The organism is Maribacter polysaccharolyticus (assembly GCF_028882255.1).
Classification (GTDB): domain Bacteria; phylum Bacteroidota; class Bacteroidia; order Flavobacteriales; family Flavobacteriaceae; genus Maribacter_A; species Maribacter_A polysaccharolyticus.
Genome location: NZ_JARBUY010000002.1, coordinates 735,475 through 754,199, shown reverse-complemented (window position 1 = coordinate 754,199; position 18,725 = coordinate 735,475). Strand labels below are relative to the sequence as shown.

The following is an 18,725-nucleotide window of genomic DNA, read 5'->3' as shown; positions in this document are numbered from 1 at the left end:
AGGATTTATTTTAAGTTTATCAAACGAGCTGCAATCTGCTGCAAATTTTCTTCATTGATTTCAGGCATCGGCGCCAAGGGATATAATTGTGCCCCGGGTCGCTGAACGAAGGCCGCTCTCCAATTGGCCCAAAGCGCACCTGCGATATCCCATCCATGTGCAGCAACCATAAGGCATTCATTGGGTTTTACCCCCATTTTTCGGGCAGCCCATTCATAGGCATGGGTATGGGGTTTGAATTTCCCGACATCCTCAACACTTAACCTTTGGTCAAAATAATCGGTTAAACCCGCATTTTTGAATTGTGTCTCGACCCCTATGTTCGATGAATTCGTAAACGACACCAAGGAATAACCGGCTGTTTTCAAGTTTTCCAAAGCCCCTTTCACTTCCGGATGGGCGGGTAATGAACGTAAGGGTCCCAATATGGCTTCTTTGGCGGCATTTTCCGATAAATCGATTCCATGGTTTTTCGCTACCATTTGCAGTGCAGCAACCCCGATAACCCCGAAATCGTTATACTGTCCACCAACCGTGGAAACCAAAGAATAGTGTAGCATGGTGGTGAACCATAGGGGCAATAAATCACTTCTGCCGTTCAACGCTTGGCCCACACTGGCCTTCATGGCGGTAAGGTCCAGTAACGTTTCATTTACATCAAAAAACAAGACTTTTGGCCTTGGTGGGACTTCCTGATTCGATTTGACGGCTGAAAAACCGAATTGCGGTAATGTTGCCCCGAGTGCACCTAGTGCAACGGACTTTTTAATAAAATCCCTTCTGTTATTTTCCATGTTCCAAATTTTATTTTAAAAACATACCTTTTAGTATGTTTTTTTTGTAAAAAAATTACGCCTTTATTTGATCTATATACAATGAAAGTCCGGCAATATATTCATCCAGGATCAAATCATTATCATATATTTTCCGAAGTCCCCGGATACCTTCAAAGGCACTTATTAAATAAACCGCTACCGATTTACTACATATACTTTCTTTAATGGCCCCCTCCGTTTTCCCGCGCTCCAATACATATACCAAGGCAGACTTCCACTCCTCAACAATTCGCTTCAAAGCATTTTGATAGGCCAATTCCTGGTCACCGATTTCATTGATAAAATTATTGGTAGGGCAGCCGTGTTGCTTCTCATATACCGTAAACGTCTTCAAACGCCCAATAAATACGGTATTCAGTATTTCCATTGGAGATCCTGGCCCGTATAAAGGAGCGATCATACTTTCATAAACCCTCTTTTGTAATTTCTGGGAGATTACTGCAAGTCCCAATTCCTCCTTATTCTTGAAATGGTGGTAAAAAGCACCTTTGGTCAATTGGGTAGCCTTCATGATCTTATCCACGCTCGTTGTCCGAAAACCATTTTCATAGAACAGTTTGAACGATTCGTTGATGATCGATTGACGGGTATGTTCCGACTTTTGCCGTTGATCCATACCCCAAATGTAAAAAACATATACTATGTAGTATGTTTTTTACCGTAGTTTTAAGAAAGTATTATGAGTTGCAATTGTTTTTTATTCCCTCTATCAAAACAATTCCCCCCATAATCAAGTTACTTCATAAACAAAAATATTAACGGTAATGGTAAGGTTTTTTTTGGGATACTCCTTGGAACGGACACCTAATTTGACCATGGATGAAGACCTATGTCCACAACACAATGAATTGAAGCATTCATGAGTCCCCGGTCGACAATCCGGAACCCAATGTTCCCCGCAAATCGGCAATACGCACTCCTTAAACCAAAAAATTGTCGTCCAAGTATTTTTGGAACTTCAGCTTATACTGCTCACTTATGGGAATATAGATGTTTTTATCAAAAACGATCCGATTTCGCTCCACGGTGGAGATCTTGTCCAGATTAACGATATAGGAGCGATGTACCCTCATAAAATGGTCTGGGGAAAGAAATTGCTCCATCTTCTTCATACTCATTAAGGTCATGATCGGTTTTTCCGATTGCAAATGGATACGTAAATATTCGCGCATGCCTTCAATAAATCGAATATCGGACAGATTTATCCGCAATATTTTGTATTCCGATTTAATGAACAAAAACTTATCGTTGCCATGAACCTCCGTATTCTCCTCGATTTTAGGCTGCAACCTTTCCTTGGCCTTAACGGCCGCCTTTAAGAATTCGCTATACCCAATAGGTTTCAACAGGTAATCGATGGCATCGACCCGAAAGCCCTCAATAGCATACTCGCTATAGGCCGTGGTAAAGATCACCTTAGGTGCATTGCTCAACGACTTCACAAAATCCAACCCGTTCAAATCGGGCATATTGATATCAACGAACATCAAGTCGACCTCATTTTCCTCAAGGAATGAAATCGCCTGTATGGCGCTCTCAAACTGGTTTTCCAAAGAAAGAAAAGGGGTTTTTTCTATATAATTGGCAATTTGCTTTAAGGCCAAGGGCTCATCATCTATGGCGATACAACGAATCATAAAGGGATTTTTAAGGTTACCATAAATCTACCGCCATCATCCACGATATCGAGGCTATATGCCTTATCATACAGTAGATCCAAACGTTTTCTAATATTCTCTATTCCAATTCCCGAATGACCATCCGCTTTTTTGGAATGATTGCTATTTTCAATTCCGAACGTCAATCGGTTCTCTGTAAAGGATATTTCTACATGAATGAACGATTCCTTATCATAACTTATACCGTGCTTAAAAGCATTTTCCAACAATGACGTAAACAATAATGGCGGAATTGATTTATCGGGGATCACTGTGGGGATATCCACATCGATCACCACTTTATCGGTAAACCGCAAGCGCATGAGTTCAATATAACTCTTGATAAAACCGACCTCTTTACTTATTGTCGTTTGCTTTTCCTCGGAATCATAGAGTAGATGTCGCATTAAATTGGAAAGTTTGATGATCGAATCCTTTGCCTCATCCGCGTCGATATCCACCAAAGCATGGATGTTATTGAGCGTATTCATAAAGAAGTGGGGACTGATCTGATTTCTTAAAAAAGCCAATTGATTTTCCACATTTTCCTTTTGCAGTCTGAATTTTTCCTGTTCCAAGTTGGCCCACCGCATGGATATCTGCAATCCTGCATCAAAACCCATGAGAAGTATCGACAACATCAAAAAATTGGCATAGGAAGGTATTGGCCCCTTCGTATTTCCTACGTTATGTTCCCGAGGCGGCATATTACCCTCAAAACCCCGATCCGGCAAATCTCCCATCGGCCTTTCACTTCTTACCGGTGGAGGAGGCAATCCTTGGGGATTTGGCCTCTCAATCGCATAGATGATAGCCGTACCCGCGATTAGCAAAATTACGACAAAACCAAAATAGAAGATCTTTTTGCCCTTAAAGAACAATAAAGGCATCAGTAAAAACCGATGCACCAAGAACATCGCAAGTAGCGGTATATGGCTTTTCCAAACCTCAAAGACATGGGTCCAGTCTATATTCTCCCCAAATTGACCGAACAATAAGGGTGAGGCGAACAAAACGAACCAAAAGATAAAAATAACAAAAGGTTCGAGAAGGCTGATTCTTTTTATTAATGCCTTGTTTTGATGACTATCGCTCATGTATGATGTACTGTTATTCGAATATAATGATTTCCTATAGGCTATATAAATTGAAATCAGAATTATTTCCTAGCTTACTTCTATTACTGCTATTTGTGTTTTGGGGTTATCGTCGGAACCCCTATCAAAAGGTACCGACCTCCCAGCCTTTAAACAATTTCGGCACCTTGGTTCGGCCATTGGCCGAACGGCTGTTTTTCAAGCTGCATGGTACCATCTTCCCCTTTATAAATATTGATCCAAGCCCTCCAGTTTTCATCATCCATTTCCGGATAATCCAAACGGTAATGACTACATCTGCTCTCTTTACGCATCAAGGACGCCCTCAATTTCATTTCGGCACTTACGATCATATTGCGGGTCTCATGGGCCAATCGCAAATCATGCAAATTGGCCGCCCTCAAATGACCCATGTGCTGATCTCTCAATTCCTCAATATAGGCCAAGGCCCCTTTCATTAAATTTTCCTTTTTTACATAAAGGATAAAATTGGGGATCATGATCCCCTGTAGGGTCTGGGTTACCCATGCCGGACTATACCCGGCTTCCCTTTTCAATGGTGCCAAGATCTCTTCTTCAACATCTTTGATCTTAGCATCCGAGATGGAAACCGATCCGACCGTTTTACTGTATTTGGCCGCAGCTTCCCCAGCAACGCCACCTTGGACTGCGGATCCGGCCAAGGACGAACCGATTTGGGTATAAATACCTCCCGACATATAGGAGCCCAATGCATCACCGGCCGCATAAAGACCAGGGATATTCGATTCGCATCGTTCATTGATCGGCACCAATCCCTCTGATTTGTGTATGGCCATTCCTGCCGATGACCCCCCTACTGGAGTGCCACTCATACCCGGAGGCCCACCTCCTCCATCTTTTGGGGGTTTCCCTCCACCTGGTGGTTTACCTTCCCCTCTGGGCGGCCTACCTTCATCCGATTGGGGCCCGGGTCTCCTTCCGGTTTCCTGCCTTTTAAATTCTTCAGGGGTAAAAGGTCCGCCCGAAACGGCATTCATATCCCCTTCTCCAGGACGTCCCATGGTTACCGAGTTACCACTGGCATAGACCATATAGTTTAGGTCGACCCCAAGGTCATGGTGTACTTCAACACTGACGGTACTGGGTTTGTTTTCAAACATATCGCCCCACCCATCATAACATGCGGCGGGATTTTCAGCCCTACCGGGGTGGCCATCGTTCCACTCCTTACCTGTAACCTTAGCCCCTATATCATAGGCCATTATCGTACCATCATGGGTAAGGTCCCCAATAGGGAAACCATTGGGTTTAAATCCGCCGGCCCCAGTACAAAGGATAACGCTCTTGGCTTCGTAAATCAATACCTTTTGTTCATCTACACTAAAGCCTGCCGCACCCACTATTTTTTCATCCTCCTTGATCAGATGGGTCACCACTATACGTTCATGAACGGGTATGTTACGCTCATTTATGGGCTTACTGAAACTCTTGTTATAGATTGCCGAATCGAAGAAGCCCCACGACTTGAGTTCGTTTACCCGATCCAATGAATGTTCTGCCATTTGCCGGGTATATGCCTCATTATTACTTCCCATGGCCGAACGGGAAATTTTGGCAACGAATTCATCAATACTCAATTCTTCCTTTTCCGGATCAAAAGCGAATATCCCTTTCGCAAAAGGTGTCTGGCCCGAAGAACCAAGTCGACCTTTGGAAACCATCATTACCTTAGCCCCGGCATCGTGGGCTTTTACGGCCGCGAACAAACCTGCCATTCCACTTCCTATGACCAGTACGTCGGTATTGAACTTATCAAGACCCAAGGCATCAACATCGATCTCGGGGTTATTCTCGGCCCAACCCATAGGCATACCCATTGAGGCCAATGCCATTGCACCCGCCGCTCCGCCAGCAAGGGCTATAAAACTTCGTCGGGAAATCTTACCATTTTCTTTAGAACTAGACATTTTTAATCGGTTTTTTAGAAGGTTTCAACACATACATCCGTATTAGAAAAAAGATTCCACTTGCCCCGGTAATCACATAGAACAAAGTGAATGCGCCATTGCTATGGCGCCCCAAGGTAATGGCATGCCAGATGGCAGCAACGATGAAAATCGTGGTCAAATAGGCATGGAAGGTTCTCCAGGTCCTGTATTTCATATGCAGTTTAAAACGGAAAAACGAGGTTATCATGATCACCAACATTGCCGAATAGGCCACTAGGCCCAAAACAAGTCCGATATTATCGAAGCTGGTGATAACTCTTATAAAGGCATCTTTTGGGGATACGGCATCATCCAAAAATTTAGGTACCAGTATAAAGAAAGGATGCAACATGATAATGCCGATAAATACATAACCGATGAACTTGTGTATTTTAAGAACATTGGACATTTTCACTTTTTTAACCATGTCCCTATTCGTCCTTGACAAAAAGAATTGTGCCAACAATAAACTAAAGGCCAAAATGGTCAATAGGGAAAGGGCATTCATTTGCAAGGACCTTTCGGGAAAATCGCTTAAAAACCATAGTAGCAATGGCAACACGATAAACGCCAAAACGAGCGGCAAATACTGATAAATTTTTCTTTCTTTTTTCATAACTAGCCCCATGATACGATTACAGGAATTGATTTCTCCGGCGTGATCGTTATGGCATCGACCGGACAATACAACCGGCACAAATGACATATTTGACAGTCCTCCGGAAAGGTAATTATCGCCTTCTTTGTTTTTTGATCCAGTCGAATAACATCGGTCGGGCAGCTTTTAATGCACTCCTCACAACCTATGCATCCGTTAATACTTTCTATTGCCATAATCAAGATCTATTACTATTTCCTTATCAAAGTAACAGCACATCCCTATTATTTGAAACTGGAATCGACGGGCAAAAAGACTTTATCAACCAAATGGCATATCACAACTACAAAAAAAATGGGGAATTGGAAATGAAGGGAATACCAAGGGATACCACGGGAATGACATTTAAGAAAAACCACCTTTGAACAAGGGCAAGGAAAGACACTAAGACCCTTCGCCTTAGTAAATCAACATACGTTCCGGATCACATTTCAAAAACAAAAAAAAACCATAAAGCGATCTTCGATCCAAGAACCGATCGATCACTGAATGGCACAGTAAAAAAACAAAACAGCCTGCAACTGAATTAAGGGCTATTTCGGTTTTATACCTATAAATCCTACCTCCTTTTATTTATGACAAAAACACCAATAAAATCGTTAATGCGACCCCAACCACGGAGACATAAACCCCTTCTTTTAAGGTTTTGTTTTTCGGTTTGAACATTAAGAATGAAGAAACGACGAAGAAGAACAATGATACTCCAAAAAAGATGTTCAACCAAAACAAGGGCTGGTTGGTGCTTGCCTTATGTAATTGATTGAGTTTCATGATTACCGCCGGCAGATCATTTGAGGTGTATTTTACATCTCCCGTCACGCTGTTATAGGTTCCGTCATTGAAATACAGCACATTACCTTCTTCCTTGGCAACTTGTAATTTTTTCATATGCAAAGCCCTACCCAATGTTTCGGAAGTCAGCCCGACCGCTATTTTCTTCTCAACCCTTTTCTCACTTTTCAAAAAATCGGTTTCCCGAAATATGAGAATAATGCCACTAAAGGCGTAAACCGCCATAATCCCTGCCAAGAAAAAACCTAAATAGCGATGAAAAATCCGCATATAAAAGCTTATTGATTTCGTACGTTTCATATCTTTATTTTTAACCTATACCTTAGACAGCTTTAAACCCAAAAAGTTTAAAGCTGCCCATTATTTTAAAACCTTCAAAATTACAGTTTTCTTGCCATTTGAACTATTGTTTCGACAGATAGCTGCTTACTGCCGATGCCCGACTTGAGGCATGGGATTTAAGTGTTGAAATAGCGGAATAAAACGAACTACTACTGTTTAAAAAGGTGTATCCGCTTTCTTCCGAAGTCGCATAAGGTTCCACCAAACTGGAATAAGTATCGTAAACCCCTTGGATATAAGTGGTTTCAAAAGGGCCTCCTATAACCGCCTCGACATAAGCATCATACTTGGCCTTATACACCTCATCTTCATACAAATACCCAATCAATGGCCAGTCGGAACTACTGGAAAGATCTGAAAAATCCAAACTCAAGGAACCCCCCATATTCCCCTCTTGAAGGGCTTCGTTGTTATCCCAAGGAATCCAGGTCAGTAAACTATTGTCCGGATTATTGTACAGATAATAATTATGTTCCATTCTACCATAGGTATCCCAGTTTTGGATGACCGTATTTACAGCCAAATAATTCAAAAAAGTATCCACATCGAAAACGGCTTCCAAACCTGTACGCCATGCTTCGGGATCCGTGGTTCTTGTAGCGGAATGCAAGGCGGTAAACACGCTTTCGACATCACTCCAATCGGCCTCATCCTCATTGGTCTTTTTTACAAATCCATCCTCATTAAATGTACCTTCCTCAAAACTTGCCCCATAATCCTCGGGTTTATATAGGTTACCGTCATCACTGGTGAATTGGGTATCTATAACCGTATTATCGACTTCCTCGACCAAAGTGTACAATCCGAAATACTCGGGGCCGTCCCCATGATCTACATAAAGCGTATAAAAACCGGTATGGGAAACCGCCAATCCGGAATTTTCAAACACTTCGGCGGCTACTTTTTCCCTTAAAAAAGAGCTGTCATTATAGTTATTCTTTAAGCTAAACTTTTTAAACCCGTAAAAGCGTTGGTTTTTTATCTGGGGATAATCATCCTCATACTCATCAAAATCCATTTTAAAGGCCAATTTAAGGACCCCGGATTGCCAAGCACTTTGGAGACTGGAATTTCCTTTGAACCGCAAGCCCACTTTATACCATTCGATACCGTTATAGAAAACCGATCCCGGCACGAATATGGGATCCTCATCGGAAAAATCGGATAGTCCACCACTTGAACGGCCAAAGGTCCCATACATGTCGGTCATATCGGCCAACATAGCTGCCCAGTTCTCTTCTGAAATAACAAAATCGAATCGCTTTACTTCCGTATCATCAAAAACCTCATCGAAATTAGGATCCACATCGTTGCTATGCGTCTCGGTCGTCCAATCGACCGGATCAAAATCCGTATCATCGATAACTACGGTGGTATCGGAATCCGAAGAGCCCGTACTATCGCCATAGGTAGCGGAATCATTATCCGAACAATTCAAGAACAGTAAGGATCCCATTAGCGTGACACCGACCAGGGTTGGCATTCTAAAAACTGATTTTTTCATGGATTGAGTATTTATCGGTTAATATTTTAATCGACTGTTGTCACCGTACCCGATACGCTAAAAGTATCATATTGGGTTCCCGGGGTATAGGTTCCACCTTCATAGACCCCATCGGTTACCGTCCCTGTTGAGCTTCCTCCCAAATAAATCGTATAGCTTCCGGTACTTAATTCGGATGAAGAGAACACGATCGACTTATAGGCTTTTTCCGGGGCAAAGGTTAAAATTTCCTCTCCGGAACCATTCTCGATATGAAATAGCTTTCCGGCCGATTGTGTCGACGATAATTTCACGAGTAAGGAATTTTGGTCCGATACATTACTTCCTGCCTCATCCATATTAGATCCATAGCCAGAGGCGACCAGGAAGCCCCCATTCAGATAAAAGGTACCATCGTAATCTATCGGACTATTACTTTGGGAAGTTGGGCCGTTGACAATTACCGTACCGCCTGTCATTTCTATATCGCCGTTGGCGTCCAAGCCATCACCACTACTGGTAATAACGATATACCCCCCATTTATATAAAGGAAATTGTTTGTATTGCCTGCTGCATTAATGGCATCATCACTGCTATTGATATATATTTCCCCATCACTGATGATAATATCGGGTGCTTCAATACCCTCTACGGCATCGGTGATATCAAATGTCCCCCCATCGATTTCCACCGCGTCATCCGCATGGATGGAATCATCCCCGGTAGCCAAGGTAAAGGTTCCCGTAGTAATGGTAATATCATAACTTGCATGTAAATTATCATCTGCAGAATCGATATCGAAAATACCGTCTTCGATAAGGATATTCCCGCCGGACTTAATTCCTTTGGCCGAATCATCGGTACCTAATGAGCTTGTATGGCCCCCACCGGTCACTATAGTGAAATCACCGTAGGTAATCTCCACCACCGATTCGGCAAAAATACCATCCCCATCGGCCGTGATCACGAAGGCACCCCCATCGATAAGTACCCATCCGGTGTTCGTATCTTCATCATTGTCCGATATCAACCCATCACCTTCTGCATTTACCACGATGTACCCATCTTTTACATATAAATAATCCTTACCACGAATACCGTCATCCACGGCATTCACCGTTAGGTTACCACTCGCGATCACCAAACCGTCCTTACTGGCAATACCATCATTGTAATTTGCATTGACGATGAGGGCACCCTCCCCGTATATGGTGAGGTCATCGTCACTGAAAAGTGTGGCATTGGGCTCATCTTCATCCTCATCATAAACATAGTTGTTCGTATCGGTCAATTCGTTGATCGTATTCTCGGAGAGTATAACGATTGTTTTTTCCGAACTGGCAATGTTTATAGGGGAACCTGAAGTGTTGGTTATATCAACGCTGTTCAAAATAAGACGTACGGTTTCTTCATCGTCGGTATCCACGGTAATCTGACCATCGGATAAGGTCCCTGTAATTTCATAATTACCGGCCGAGCCTATCGTCACCTCGCTACCATCAACCGTCGCCCCATCACCATCAACGGTAATCGAAGAACCGTTCAAGGTAATATAAACCACGCTGGAAGCGTCCCACACATAGTCGCTATCTTCTTCATGGGTCTCCCCTACTTCCGCAATCGTAATGTCGTCATCGGTAGCAGTATCCTCCGTACTCTCCGAATAAGTGGAATCGGTATCATAAACAGTGTCTTCATCATCGGAACAACCTTGAAAGGTGAGTGTTGCGAACAACAACATGCCTAAAAGGGATGGTATGTTTAGATTTCTTACTTTCATTTTACTTGTTTTTAATAGTATAAGCGTATTTTAACCCGATAATATGGGCCGTTTCGGGCAAATCGACATTCAATTCCTTTTCCATTCTATAAAAAAGGCCGATTTTGCCATACTTTTTTATTTTATAATCAGTGCCTAAGGTCAATCTGTATTTACTGAAGCCATTGTCCTCACCTTCTTCAAAGTGATTGAATATTTCAGCGGAGAATTCAGGATCCAACTTCCAGTTCTTAAAATCGTATCCAACAGAAGTTTTGAAACGAATATTCTGTTTCGCATAATCACCTTCGGAAGCATCCACACCCAATTCATTCTTGTTCTGATAGCGCAATCTGTATTTAAGTGAAAATGCATTTATCTTATGTTTGTATGAGGCATCTATATGAAACCTCAGGTGGTTTTCATACCCTTGAACATTGCCTTCATTATCATTCTCCCGTACATACCGCAATCCACCTCCGATATCAAAGCTTTTTGAAATGGAGTATTCCGCATCGATCTCGGTGAAATATTCGCTCACTTCCGAAATATTCGCATCCAATCGCAATTGCTCCTCCAATTCGAAAGACCATTTTTTATTCAATTTATATTTGAGACTTATTGCCGTCCAACTTTGAAGATCATCGGTATCCTCCGTTTGGGAAAAACCGGAAACCCCTATCATTAGAGCAACTATCAAGGCAACATATTGGAGGTTTTTACTATGTATCAATTCCATAGGGTATATTTTTGTTCGTTAGCTGTTCTTAAAATAGAATATGGTCACTTCCGCAGTGTCCTTTAAAAAATCTATCTTACCGATATTGATTTTGTTGATCGACAGCCCTGTCCGCTGTTCAAGATCGCTTTTGAGCACCCCATAATTCTCAGGTTTGATATTCTCGATATTTTCGTAGATGATCGATTTGGATTCTTCCTGTTTTAAGGCCCAATATCGCTCTATGGCGACTAAAACGACTATGATGAGTACGTTGGCGGCTATGATCTCGGAATAGCTCATTTTCTTGTTCGCCAAAGAATTGATCACCGATACCCCGATAACCACGAACAAATAGGTCATTTCCTTAATATCGATGGGATCGGTCCTATAACGTATAATTCCGAAGATGGCGAACAACCCAAGGGCCATTCCTATATCGAGATTATATTTTTTCAAGGTGAAACAGAGAAAAAATACGATAAGACTTATCAGGTAATAGGTAAAAACATAATCCTTTCGTTTGGAAAAAGGATAATACACAAAACGAATGATCACGGTCAAGAAGGTGAAGTTTAGGACAAACCTGAACATCATTTTAAAAAAATCATCGTCAAAAAGGGGGATATCTAAAAATTCCATAGGTCGTTAAGCTGTTATCTTATTTATTTTTAATATTTTTCTCTTAAATCGATTGTACTTTAAATCCTCGTAAACACTGATCATTCCGATACAGTACTTACTAAGGCCGTAAGGGTTTGTCTGATGCTCTTTCAACTGTCTGACTACCGGAGAGGTTCTATTGAACCGTTCCTGTTTCACTTCGATAATCACCAAATTATCATAGGTCTTGAAGGTGTTGTTTATTTTGAAGGAAACGTTCAAGTCTATGGTCAAACGCTCCTTGGCCGTTTTATTCACAAGGGTGATCCGATTGAATTTATTCCAGATAATGGGTTCCAGATCATAGGATTCATGGGTTACATTCTGGATAAAATCAATAGACGTATCGGATAAATCCATTTCAAAATCATTTATCGAGGTCCTGGTCTTTTTTGTTTTCCCCCTACCGTCTTTTTGTTTTACCTCTAGAAAACAAATATCCGATTCCACATATTTACGCATCCTGACCTTAGTCCTATTCACCTTTCCGTTATGATGGTCATAATAGAATTTCTTGGCAGGGGTATCAAAGTAAAGCGAGGCATAGGTCATGATCCTATTACCCTTTATCTCGAGGACTTTGTAATCTTGAATGATTTTCTTTAAAACCGAAATCAATTCTTTTTTATGCACAATGAATTTTGTATCGGTCCTTTTCATCAAAGCAACGTTATTCATCTCTTCGAGGGAAATACTGTCAAAAGCGTTGATTATCTGATTCATGGTCTTTTAAATAATAGACCAATTAACGAAAGGTTATGTTAAGGTTAAATTATAATCAACAAACTGGGGGATTTCATCAACCAATTCAGGAATCGACAACATCCTTCGATTTCGGATACAAAAAAAGCACGCCAGTTCTAATAAAACCGGCGTGCTTTTAACTAAACTAACTCAACCAAACAACTATTATTCAACCATAGGCACACAATTAAAATTAATTATCAATCTTATTAAATTCTTCTAACGTTCCGTACTTTCGATTGTCTGAACGTCTTTAAGCTTATGTCAATGACATCGGCATATAAATACCGGCCCTTTTAATATTGCCTTCCTCAAAATCCGAAAAGGCTATCTTCGTTCTTTTCTTCGAATGTTCTTTTGGTAATCCTTGAACAAACCTTGTTGTTCCTCGGTCAAAACCGCATTCACGGCATTCTCGAACTTGCTCTTTAGAGCTTCCATTTCATCCCGATCGGGCCTACCGGATTCCATTTTACTTTCCATTTCCTTAAAATGCTCCTGGTACAGCTCCAATACTCGAGTTTCCTGACTTTCGTCGAGTGAGATGCTCTTGGACAACTCCCCTACCATTTCAACTATTTCAGCATCGTTTGGCATTGGCGGAGGTCCTTGTTGTCTACCTTCTTGCCCCTTTTGTTGCCGGCATGCTACCGAGGTGACCACCAGTAAGACCAGCATTGATCTTCCCATTTTTCCCATAAAGGATTTCATACCTATTGCTTTTTAATATTGACTCTAAGTAACTGAAGTTTGCCATCGAAAAAAAGCAAAATCAACGAATTGGAAGATTTTATCTACGAATATGGATACTTCATGGATGCAGGGTTTTTAGAACAAAAAAAAACACGCTGGTTCTTTCGAAACCAACGTGCCTTTAACTAAACTAACTCAACCAAACAACTATTTTTCTACCATACGCAATCAATTTATAGGTATTGCCATGCTTATATTTTTATTCATTCCCCGTATCATCATTAACTGGACTCCTCCTATCTTTGGCTGCTTCAAAAACGACAGCCGCTTGATCGGATATTCCATCCCGACCTATAGCTATTTGTAGCTTATCGGAATTTTCCTTTTCATCCTCACTACAGCCCATAGGCAAATGAAGTAAGAGCAGAAATATCATTGAAATACCCGATAGCCCAATCCTTTCATTCCATCTTCCATGTTCCATAATTGCCACTATTCGGGTATTGATTCCTTAACATTGTTTCAAGGCACCTTTAGTTCCTGCCTTGAGGTCTATTGTTTTTGAGGTATTTTTTATACAGTTTCTGTTGTTCATCGGTCAAAACGGCATTCACATCTTCCTCGAAATCGCTCATTAATGCCTCCATCTCGTCACGATCGGGCCTACCGGATTCCATTTTACTTTCCATTTCCTCAAAATGTGCCTGGTACAATTCCAAAATTTCGGCTTCTTGTCCCTCATCCAATGAAATCTCATCGGCCAGATCACTTACCATTTCCACGATCTCATCATCGGAAGGCATAGGAGGTGGTCCTTGTTGTCCCCCGCCTTGTCCACCTCTTTGGGCAAAAGTGGTTCCTGTAATCATCAAAGCACATAGTAAAAGTGCTGCATTGGTAATCTTTCTTACTGTTGTTTTCATTTTATTGTTTTTTATTTGTTCTTATTAAACTTTTCAATTGTTGGGCAAGTACTTCCCGAACTTTTATCCATGGTTCCCGGATTCGTCAACCATATTTTCCGCCTATATGTCCCCATCCTTTTTCCCGTTCCAAAAAATCCTAGCTTCCCTTGCCCGACCGAAGTTATCTTCGGTCATTTTTCTGTTTGTTTTTCAGGTATGTTTTATACAATTCCTGTTGTTCCTCGTTCAAAAGGGCATTCACACCATCCTCTAAGTCGCTCTTCAAGGCCTCCATCTCCTCACGATCTGGTCTACCTGATTTCATTTTACTTTCCACTTCTTCAAAATGGTCCTGATACAATTGCAATATTCCAGCTTCCTGTAGTTCATCCAATGAAATACCATCGGCCAATTCACTCACCATTTCCACGATCTCATCATCGGTCGGCATCGGAGGTGGTCCTTGTTGTCCCCCGCCTTGTCCTCCCCGTTGGGCAAAAGTGGTTCCTGATAATAATAATGCACCTAACAAAAGTGCAACGCCCGTAATCTTTCTAAATGTTGTTTTCATGATTTTCTTGTTTATTCCAATTTATAGACCAATGGTTAATATTAAAATCGGTCATTCTTTTAAGCCAAGCGACTCAATCTTCTTTTTGTAAGCCGTGTATGATTCAAGTTGTTCTTTTGTCAACAGTCCTTTTATTTGGTTTTCCAATCCGTTTCTCAAGGCTTCCATTTCCCTTCTATCCGGACGACCGAATTTCAGACGATCCCCAACTTGTTTATAGTGTTCCGAATAAATTTCCAACAACTCAACTTCCTGTTCATTGCTCAACGATATTTCGGCCACTAAATCACTTATATTCTTTTCTATTTGTTCCGTTGTCGGCATTGGTGGCGGAACCTGTTCGAATCCTCTTTGCCCCTGCGTTTTTTTTTGTCCGCAGGACAACACTGCCATTACCGATGTTACAACAAAAAGCCACCGGACACCATTCAAGATCTTTACCCCTATTACGTCTTTAGCCTTTTGCATTTTGTTTTACTATTTACACGTCAAAGTAACAGATGTTTCGGGGCTGTTAAAAGCAAAATCAACAAACGGGATGATTTCATCTACAAACTTGTGATATTACCTGTTGGGACCCAAAAAGCCCTTAATCACAAGGACCATAAACCCTTATTATAGTGGGGGATTAAATAAATATCATAGGCAATGGCACCCCTACTTATTTTCCCTAAGGCATACGTCGATCCGTGGTCGGCCCATGGTTCCCAATCGCCATCACCCCATCTTTTCCCAGGGGGATCGGGTATAAAGCCCAACACCCAATGCCCCTTAAATTCAAAATCGACCAACAGCTTTGCCCGTTTTACCGGTCGATTACTTTTTGTCCAAATAAAAAAGCACGTAAGTTGCTTAACAACAAACGTGCTTTGACCTTAAGGGCCCAACAGGGATTATCCAACCCTAAGGGGTTAATTTACATTCCGCACCAATCGCACATAATTATATATTCTTATGGCATCTCCCTGTGGGCCTCGACCATTCTTGTAATGATCGGGATTTCCTGATTTTGGATCGCTCCTTTGGCTACCAGCGCCATGGATATCGACCCAATTAGGGGATTCACTTTCACTACCCCTCCGCTCACCTTGCTCAGGTAGACCAACGGGCCTTGCCCCTTCCCTACTTTTTATCCCGGGCATCCCCCTTGAAGGTCGTGCAGGCATATTACCCAATGATTTTCCAAAAGCAACATAAACTGCGGCCGTGCCACCGTTTTTACCTTCACGTGCATGTGTAGTGCTACTCCAATACCAGGGGTAATCTACCTCTCCGTCCTCGTTCGTAATCTGCGTACAGTTAAAAAGAGGGGCTATAGCTGCCGATTTTGTGGTAGCCGGTGAGCGTGAATAGTCTACTATACTTTGTAATTCCTTGGCATTGGGCAAACGCCAATCGGAATAGCCGGCAAAATCCGCATTATCGGCATACTTTAGGGCCTCTTGCCAATTCAATCCTTCCCCATTGTCGTTCTGCATCCACATGAGTCCGGTCGCCCCATCGGTAATCGTACCATCTTTAGTATCGACAAAGTGGTTTTCCCCATAGGAGGTATTGCCGCGCACAAGCAAATAATTAAACGTCTTGGCCCCTCTACCCGGTATGCCCAGACCGTACCCCTTTATTCGCCCATCGGCGAAATTCACCCCGAACACGGTAGGCGACACTTCATCACTCACATATACCGTAGTCGTGGCACATTGCATATCTATCAACCTTTCCCCCTCCTCCAAATCGCCATAGGCAAATTCAAAAATGTCATTGGCAATAAAAGGGGTATGGCCTTCTGCAGCGTTGCTCTGTGGTGAGATATCCCTACCACTGAATAAAATCAAGGAATACATTTCCTTGATGGTCGGCAATCGCCAGTCATCATATCCGGCGAAAGTAACGCCACCGTCCCCAAATTTTTCAATGATTTCTTTATAGGTTAGTTTATCCTTGACATTGATCTTACCATCACCATTATGATCGAAAGTCTGTTGCCACATAAGTCCGGTTACATTATCGGTAACCGTACCATCACCATTATTGATATAGGAAGGAACATTTCCGGGGAAGTTTGCATCCTGCCCGTAAAAAGGCTCCCCTTTAGAGGGAGCTGCAATTTCGTTTTGATCATCGTAAAAAACAGTTTGGCCCGTACCAACGATGGGGTAGTTTTGTGAAAAACCCCAAATGGGTAAAACAACCCAAATACCTACACAAATTTTAATATAGAATCGATTCATAGTACCTTAATTTATATCCCTTACCAATCTTACATAATTGTAGACCCTGATAGCGTCGCCCTGGGGTCCGTTACCGGTCGGTTAATCACTGGGATCACCGTTTTTGGGGTCGCTGCGTTGCGCCCCGGCTCCGTGAACATCCGTCCACCCCGTTATATACCCCATGGCCCTTCCAAAAGCGACATATGCCCCCCACGCCCCATTATTCCCTGAGGTGGTCCAATTGGCATGTGTGGTACCACTCCAATAGTAGGGATAATCTTCCTCACCAGCTTCATTGGTAATTTGGTCACTATTGAAAAGCGGATCGATAGCCGCTGAACCGGTAGTTTCCGGAGACCGTGTATAGTCCACGATACCCTGAAGCTCCTTAACGTTCGGCAAGCGCCAATCGGAGTACCCGGCAAATTCATAGTGCGCCGCATAACTTAACGCCTCTTTCCAATAAAGGCCTTCCCCATTGTCATCCTGCATCCACATCAACCCTGTGGCGGCATCGGTAATGGTACCGTCACCATTATCGGTGAACTCATTCTCCCCATACGTATCATTTCCCCTTACCATAAGGTAATTGAATGCCTTTTCCTCTCCGGAATTGGTCGTACCATACCCTTTTATACGTCCATCCGCAAAGTTGACCCCGAAAACCATTTCCATCGAACCACCGACATATCGATTTTTTGAAGCACATTGCACATCGATCAAACGTTCACCAGCGTCGAGATCGCCATACGCAAATTCAAAATAATCGGTATTGATAAATGGGGTTAAACCATCGGTAGCTGCCCCTTCATATCCGCTAATATCCATGCCACTGAACAAGATCAAGGAGTACAATTCCTTTATACTGGGCAAACGCCAGTCTGTATACCCCGCATAGGCATACCCCGCTTCAATCAAGGCCAGGAGCCCATCATAGGTAAGCTTATCATCGTAGTCAATGGTACCATCCCCATTGTGATCCCATGAATTTTGCCACATGAGACCGGTAACATTATCGGTAACCGTACCGTCACCATTACTTGTATATGAAGGCTGGTTGCCATCATATGCCGCATCTTGCCCGTAAAAATCATCCCCGGATGAAGGGGGCGACATTACCGTTGAATTATCATAGAAATCGGTTTGACCGGTATCGACGATGGGAAAACCGGTAATATCGGGTAAATTACCGTCCACTATATCACCATCACCCCCATCGATTACCTCGTCCACAGTATCCCCATTACTTTCATGACCGCACGATTGGACACCAACCACTAACAGTATCCCCATAAGAAGGAACCTCGAATTTTTAAGGGTCTTTACCCATGGCCTGGGCCCTACTGTTTGCTTTGATGCCCCAATAACCCGTTTTTTTATCATCATGAACCAAAAAACCATAAAAAATCCCCAAAAAAGAAATCAAATCAATAAAACCGTAAATCACATCTACGAGCCGTACAAATTTGACGAATGCACATAGGGAATACACGTTTATTTCCCGTCCCATTTACGATCACCTGTAAAATCCAATCGATAAAATCTTCGTTTTAATCTAGTCAATCCCTTGCTTTATCTATTTCGATGGTAACGGCCTACATTAATTTACATCTTTGGACCGT

The 18,725-nt window shown here is 42.3% G+C and carries 21 protein-coding genes; all 21 read right to left on the bottom strand.

The annotated features are described in order from the left end of the window. Nucleotides 1-5: 5 nt before the first annotated feature. The 21 genes from PHU20_RS09250 to PHU20_RS09155 all read right to left on the bottom strand — a co-directional run bounded on the left by PHU20_RS09250 (nt 6) and on the right by PHU20_RS09155 (nt 18,613). Nucleotides 6-794, bottom strand: a complete 789-nt coding sequence (locus PHU20_RS09250) for a haloacid dehalogenase type II (protein WP_274825068.1) — start codon at nt 792-794, stop codon at nt 6-8. A gap of 55 nt (nt 795-849) precedes the next feature. Beyond that, nucleotides 850-1,452 carry a TetR/AcrR family transcriptional regulator gene (locus PHU20_RS09245; protein WP_274825067.1) on the bottom strand — a complete coding sequence of 201 codons (603 nt, stop codon included), beginning with the start codon at nt 1,450-1,452 and terminating at the stop codon, nt 850-852. 304 nt (nt 1,453-1,756) lie between these two features. Then, the gene (locus PHU20_RS09240; protein ID WP_274825066.1) at nt 1,757-2,473 is read right to left on the bottom strand and encodes a LytR/AlgR family response regulator transcription factor; all 717 of its coding nucleotides are present in this window, start codon (nt 2,471-2,473) and stop codon (nt 1,757-1,759) included. Beyond that, the gene (locus PHU20_RS09235) at nt 2,470-3,591 is read right to left on the bottom strand and encodes a sensor histidine kinase (protein WP_274825065.1); all 1,122 of its coding nucleotides are present in this window, start codon (nt 3,589-3,591) and stop codon (nt 2,470-2,472) included. The genes PHU20_RS09240 and PHU20_RS09235 overlap by 4 nt, the downstream gene beginning before the upstream one ends. Nucleotides 3,592-3,740: 149 nt before the next feature. Then, on the bottom strand, nt 3,741-5,540 hold the full coding sequence (locus PHU20_RS09230) for an FAD-dependent oxidoreductase (RefSeq protein WP_274825064.1): 1,800 nt from the start codon (nt 5,538-5,540) through the stop codon (nt 3,741-3,743). Beyond that, nucleotides 5,533-6,177 carry a ferric reductase-like transmembrane domain-containing protein gene (locus tag PHU20_RS09225; RefSeq protein ID WP_274825063.1) on the bottom strand — a complete coding sequence of 215 codons (645 nt, stop codon included), beginning with the start codon at nt 6,175-6,177 and terminating at the stop codon, nt 5,533-5,535. The genes PHU20_RS09230 and PHU20_RS09225 overlap by 8 nt, the downstream gene beginning before the upstream one ends. A gap of 2 nt (nt 6,178-6,179) precedes the next feature. Next, a complete protein-coding gene (locus PHU20_RS20150) occupies nt 6,180-6,395 on the bottom strand; it encodes a 4Fe-4S dicluster domain-containing protein (protein WP_420828672.1) in 216 nt (71 codons plus the stop codon). A 397-nt stretch (nt 6,396-6,792) separates the two neighbouring features. Continuing rightward, a complete protein-coding gene (locus PHU20_RS09220; RefSeq protein WP_274825062.1) occupies nt 6,793-7,311 on the bottom strand; it encodes a hypothetical protein in 519 nt (172 codons plus the stop codon). 103 nt (nt 7,312-7,414) lie between these two features. Further along, nucleotides 7,415-8,857 (bottom strand): CotH kinase family protein, encoded by a 1,443-nt coding sequence (locus PHU20_RS09215; RefSeq protein WP_274825061.1) that lies wholly within the window; start codon nt 8,855-8,857, stop codon nt 7,415-7,417. A 26-nt stretch (nt 8,858-8,883) separates the two neighbouring features. Then, the gene (locus PHU20_RS09210; RefSeq protein ID WP_274825060.1) at nt 8,884-10,617 is read right to left on the bottom strand and encodes a carbohydrate-binding domain-containing protein; all 1,734 of its coding nucleotides are present in this window, start codon (nt 10,615-10,617) and stop codon (nt 8,884-8,886) included. Nucleotide 10,618: 1 nt separating this feature from the next. Next, complete coding sequence (locus tag PHU20_RS09205; protein WP_274825059.1) at nt 10,619-11,335, bottom strand: DUF2490 domain-containing protein; 717 nt, start codon at nt 11,333-11,335, stop codon at nt 10,619-10,621. Between the two features lie 18 nt (nt 11,336-11,353). After that, the gene (locus tag PHU20_RS09200) at nt 11,354-11,956 is read right to left on the bottom strand and encodes a DUF4956 domain-containing protein (protein ID WP_274825058.1); all 603 of its coding nucleotides are present in this window, start codon (nt 11,954-11,956) and stop codon (nt 11,354-11,356) included. 6 nt (nt 11,957-11,962) lie between these two features. Next, nucleotides 11,963-12,700, bottom strand: a complete 738-nt coding sequence (locus tag PHU20_RS09195) for a polyphosphate polymerase domain-containing protein (RefSeq protein ID WP_274825057.1) — start codon at nt 12,698-12,700, stop codon at nt 11,963-11,965. 348 nt (nt 12,701-13,048) lie between these two features. Then, complete coding sequence (locus PHU20_RS09190) at nt 13,049-13,432, bottom strand: hypothetical protein (RefSeq protein WP_274825056.1); 384 nt, start codon at nt 13,430-13,432, stop codon at nt 13,049-13,051. 241 nt (nt 13,433-13,673) lie between these two features. Further along, on the bottom strand, nt 13,674-13,898 hold the full coding sequence (locus tag PHU20_RS09185) for a hypothetical protein (RefSeq protein WP_274825055.1): 225 nt from the start codon (nt 13,896-13,898) through the stop codon (nt 13,674-13,676). 49 nt (nt 13,899-13,947) lie between these two features. Continuing rightward, complete coding sequence (locus PHU20_RS09180) at nt 13,948-14,337, bottom strand: hypothetical protein (protein WP_274825054.1); 390 nt, start codon at nt 14,335-14,337, stop codon at nt 13,948-13,950. 163 nt (nt 14,338-14,500) lie between these two features. Then, nucleotides 14,501-14,890, bottom strand: a complete 390-nt coding sequence (locus tag PHU20_RS09175) for a hypothetical protein (protein ID WP_274825053.1) — start codon at nt 14,888-14,890, stop codon at nt 14,501-14,503. Nucleotides 14,891-14,941: 51 nt separating this feature from the next. Next, entirely contained in the window at nt 14,942-15,358 is a 417-nt protein-coding gene (locus PHU20_RS09170; RefSeq protein WP_274825052.1) for a hypothetical protein, read from the bottom strand. A 443-nt stretch (nt 15,359-15,801) separates the two neighbouring features. After that, complete coding sequence (locus PHU20_RS09165; protein WP_274825051.1) at nt 15,802-17,121, bottom strand: Lcl C-terminal domain-containing protein; 1,320 nt, start codon at nt 17,119-17,121, stop codon at nt 15,802-15,804. An 81-nt stretch (nt 17,122-17,202) separates the two neighbouring features. Next, nucleotides 17,203-18,396 (bottom strand): Lcl C-terminal domain-containing protein, encoded by a 1,194-nt coding sequence (locus PHU20_RS09160; RefSeq protein ID WP_274825050.1) that lies wholly within the window; start codon nt 18,394-18,396, stop codon nt 17,203-17,205. Nucleotides 18,397-18,415: 19 nt separating this feature from the next. Beyond that, nucleotides 18,416-18,613, bottom strand: a complete 198-nt coding sequence (locus PHU20_RS09155; RefSeq protein ID WP_274825049.1) for a hypothetical protein — start codon at nt 18,611-18,613, stop codon at nt 18,416-18,418. Nucleotides 18,614-18,725: the final 112 nt, after the last annotated feature.

Coding starts and splice junctions, on each gene's coding strand:
- PHU20_RS09250 (WP_274825068.1), bottom strand. CDS start 794: ATGGAAAATAACAGAAGGGATTTTATTAAAAAGTCCGTTGCACTAGGT.
- PHU20_RS09245 (WP_274825067.1), bottom strand. CDS start 1,452: ATGGATCAACGGCAAAAGTCGGAACATACCCGTCAATCGATCATCAAC.
- PHU20_RS09240 (WP_274825066.1), bottom strand. CDS start 2,473: ATGATTCGTTGTATCGCCATAGATGATGAGCCCTTGGCCTTAAAGCAA.
- PHU20_RS09235 (WP_274825065.1), bottom strand. CDS start 3,591: ATGAGCGATAGTCATCAAAACAAGGCATTAATAAAAAGAATCAGCCTT.
- PHU20_RS09230 (WP_274825064.1), bottom strand. CDS start 5,540: ATGTCTAGTTCTAAAGAAAATGGTAAGATTTCCCGACGAAGTTTTATA.
- PHU20_RS09225 (WP_274825063.1), bottom strand. CDS start 6,177: ATGAAAAAAGAAAGAAAAATTTATCAGTATTTGCCGCTCGTTTTGGCG.
- PHU20_RS20150 (WP_420828672.1), bottom strand. CDS start 6,395: ATGGCAATAGAAAGTATTAACGGATGCATAGGTTGTGAGGAGTGCATT.
- PHU20_RS09220 (WP_274825062.1), bottom strand. CDS start 7,311: ATGAAACGTACGAAATCAATAAGCTTTTATATGCGGATTTTTCATCGC.
- PHU20_RS09215 (WP_274825061.1), bottom strand. CDS start 8,857: ATGAAAAAATCAGTTTTTAGAATGCCAACCCTGGTCGGTGTCACGCTA.
- PHU20_RS09210 (WP_274825060.1), bottom strand. CDS start 10,617: ATGAAAGTAAGAAATCTAAACATACCATCCCTTTTAGGCATGTTGTTG.
- PHU20_RS09205 (WP_274825059.1), bottom strand. CDS start 11,335: ATGGAATTGATACATAGTAAAAACCTCCAATATGTTGCCTTGATAGTT.
- PHU20_RS09200 (WP_274825058.1), bottom strand. CDS start 11,956: ATGGAATTTTTAGATATCCCCCTTTTTGACGATGATTTTTTTAAAATG.
- PHU20_RS09195 (WP_274825057.1), bottom strand. CDS start 12,700: ATGAATCAGATAATCAACGCTTTTGACAGTATTTCCCTCGAAGAGATG.
- PHU20_RS09190 (WP_274825056.1), bottom strand. CDS start 13,432: ATGAAATCCTTTATGGGAAAAATGGGAAGATCAATGCTGGTCTTACTG.
- PHU20_RS09185 (WP_274825055.1), bottom strand. CDS start 13,898: ATGGAACATGGAAGATGGAATGAAAGGATTGGGCTATCGGGTATTTCA.
- PHU20_RS09180 (WP_274825054.1), bottom strand. CDS start 14,337: ATGAAAACAACAGTAAGAAAGATTACCAATGCAGCACTTTTACTATGT.
- PHU20_RS09175 (WP_274825053.1), bottom strand. CDS start 14,890: ATGAAAACAACATTTAGAAAGATTACGGGCGTTGCACTTTTGTTAGGT.
- PHU20_RS09170 (WP_274825052.1), bottom strand. CDS start 15,358: ATGCAAAAGGCTAAAGACGTAATAGGGGTAAAGATCTTGAATGGTGTC.
- PHU20_RS09165 (WP_274825051.1), bottom strand. CDS start 17,121: ATGAATCGATTCTATATTAAAATTTGTGTAGGTATTTGGGTTGTTTTA.
- PHU20_RS09160 (WP_274825050.1), bottom strand. CDS start 18,396: ATGGGGATACTGTTAGTGGTTGGTGTCCAATCGTGCGGTCATGAAAGT.
- PHU20_RS09155 (WP_274825049.1), bottom strand. CDS start 18,613: ATGGGACGGGAAATAAACGTGTATTCCCTATGTGCATTCGTCAAATTT.